We start from the raw sequence: 2,222 nt of genomic DNA, 5'->3' as shown, positions 1-2,222 counted from the left end.
GCTCCCGACATCCAGGCAATACTTCCATCCATGCGCAAGGAAATAACAAACTGCGCCTTTATTGAAGCCCGGCCGGTGAATCAAGGGCGATTAGTATCATGGTCGAACTGACCTTTATCACGTCTAGTAAGATCAAGCGTGCCCATGCTGAGTATCTTTGCCGGGAATATGATGTAAAAGTCGGCAGGCAAAGGCACTACGGCGTTGGGTACGCTGAGCCAAGGATTCAGGATCGCGAAGAGCTGTTGGAGCAAAGCATTCAGGATGCAATGCAACGATGGCGAAAGAACGTTTCCAACCCGGACGAGAAATTCTTTTTCATCGAGGACACCTCGGTGATTGTGCATTGCCTGAGCGCCCCGGACAGGGAAGTCCCCGGCGTTGATGTGAAGTATTGGATGCAGGAAAATGATTTCGCATCGATTGACCGGCAGTTGAAGGCTGCTGGAAATGATCGGCGAGTTACGGTTCGGTCGGATTTGCTGCTGACGCTTTCAAAAAGGCTGGCTGAGAAGCTTGGCAAGCCCTATGTGCGATTTACCAGCCAGGTTCAAGGCCACATCACTGAGCGTGAATATCAGTTTGATACCAATCCGCTTTATCCATGGCTGGATAACAAGACCTTTAACAAATGGTTTGTCCCTGAAGGCAGTGATCGCCCAATCAGTATGCTTTCAATCGAAGATGCCGACCGGTTTGATTTCCGCGCTGGCGCGTTCAACCAGATGCTTGCTTTTCTGGAGCAGCATGGAGAGATCAAAAGACGAGGCGACGCAGAAATTGCTCGCATGTTTCAGGCATCGTTGCCGATTTTTCCTCCACTATTCGTGGTCTGTGGTCCGACGTGTGCTGGTAAAACAACGTTAGCTGAATTCGTCACACAGAAATACGGCTACTATCACATCGAGGCCAGTGATTTCATGCATCTTGCCTATTATGAAAGGCATGGCGCTGATTCACCTGTGGGAATCGCGGACTTTGCCTTGAAGGCCCTAAAAGAAAGGCCTTCTATTGTTGCCGAAAAAATTCTTGAGTTCATTGCTGGCTTGGGCGATATACCAATTATTCTAACAGGGTTCCGAGCCAGGGAAGAGTTTGATTATTTTAAAGATAAATATAATGGGCGTCACCGCCCTGAGTTAATAGTTGTTGATGCCGATGAGATCACCCGCTTGCAGCGATATCTTGATCGGAACCGTGGCGGCAATGCATCTAAAGAAAGGTTCCTCTACGAAAATCAGCTTCAAGATCAAATGGGGCTTGATGTTTTAATGAGATCAGGCGATGCAATTACAATCGTCAACGAAGGAAACTTTTGCGAATTTTATTCAGCATTTGATGCAGGTTTCTCAGAAAGGCTTGATAACTGCCACCCTCTTGACTGCATGGAACATATTGAACCAAGTCGGTTAGAAGATGCCATCTTGCTGGCTTTGGAGGGAGAAGATAATGCCGGATATACTTCTGCCGGAATTGCCAAGCTGATTAAAGAGAAACTCGGCGTTTCAAAAAGCAAAAATAATGTAAGTCGGTATTTTAACCAGCGCTACCATTCATATTATGAGGTGCAGGTTATTGATGGGGTGAAGCGCTTCCGTTTATCTCAGACAGGAAGGATGCAAGCCATGTGGTTGAGAAGGAAACTCGCCTCCTCTGGATAGAGCCAAGCCACTATCACCTAGCTCCCAGAAACACCTCGATTATTGATCTGATCTGATCGCGCACGCGGCGGAACTCTGCCATAATTAGAGCCACGTTACCTGTTGATCGGCCGCATCGACGGCAGGCACTGGTCGGCCGTTGTGACCTACCGCGATGGGAATATCCGCATCATTTCGGTTCGGCGCTCGCGCAAAGAGGAGGTTGAGTTGAATGAAAGCTAAGGACTTTGACAGGGCCTTCAATGAAGGCAAGGACATCACCGACCAGCTTGATCTTTCCAAAATGCGCAGGCCGGAGCTGGAGGCCAAGCGGCTCGGAGTCACCCGTCAGTCCATCATCAAGATGTGGCTGGCCGAACGGCTGAAGGAGGCCGCCTGATCCTGGCTGTCACTGCCGGGGTGGCCATGCGACTTGTCCAGGGCCGAGCACTGGCTGCGTGAGGCCATGCACCATCCGGAAAAGGAGGAGCCTTTGTTGTTAGAAGAATTCAATCGGTTCTGTGGATCACTACCTGCAACAACGCATGTGGTTCAGTGGCATAACTCCGACGTCTGGAAGGT

General features: G+C 49.6%; 4 protein-coding genes. All 4 read left to right on the top strand.

All coding sequences use genetic code 11. From position 1 onward, the window contains the following. The first annotated feature begins 98 nt into the window (after positions 1–98). On the top strand, positions 99–1,661 hold the full coding sequence (locus D6694_10530; protein RMH39990.1) for a hypothetical protein: 1,563 nt from the start codon (positions 99–101) through the stop codon (positions 1,659–1,661). Between the two features lie 99 nt (positions 1,662–1,760). Beyond that, positions 1,761–1,883: a BrnT family toxin gene (locus tag D6694_10525; protein RMH39989.1), complete on the top strand. Its 123-nt coding sequence runs from the start codon at positions 1,761–1,763 to the stop codon at positions 1,881–1,883. After that, a complete protein-coding gene (locus tag D6694_10520) occupies positions 1,873–2,040 on the top strand; it encodes a CopG family transcriptional regulator (GenBank protein ID RMH39988.1) in 168 nt (55 codons plus the stop codon). The genes D6694_10525 and D6694_10520 overlap by 11 nt, the downstream gene beginning before the upstream one ends. A gap of 93 nt (positions 2,041–2,133) precedes the next feature. Further along, on the top strand, positions 2,134–2,222 hold an 89-nt coding region (locus D6694_10515), incomplete at its 3' end, for an MmcQ/YjbR family DNA-binding protein (protein ID RMH39991.1).

The sequence above is a fragment of the Gammaproteobacteria bacterium genome, from assembly GCA_003696665.1.
Classification (GTDB): Bacteria; Pseudomonadota; Gammaproteobacteria; order Enterobacterales.
This window is presented reverse-complemented; position numbering and strand designations above follow the sequence as displayed.

Coding starts and splice junctions, on each gene's coding strand:
- D6694_10530 (RMH39990.1), top strand. CDS start 99: ATGGTCGAACTGACCTTTATCACGTCTAGTAAGATCAAGCGTGCCCAT.
- D6694_10520 (RMH39988.1), top strand. CDS start 1,873: ATGAAAGCTAAGGACTTTGACAGGGCCTTCAATGAAGGCAAGGACATC.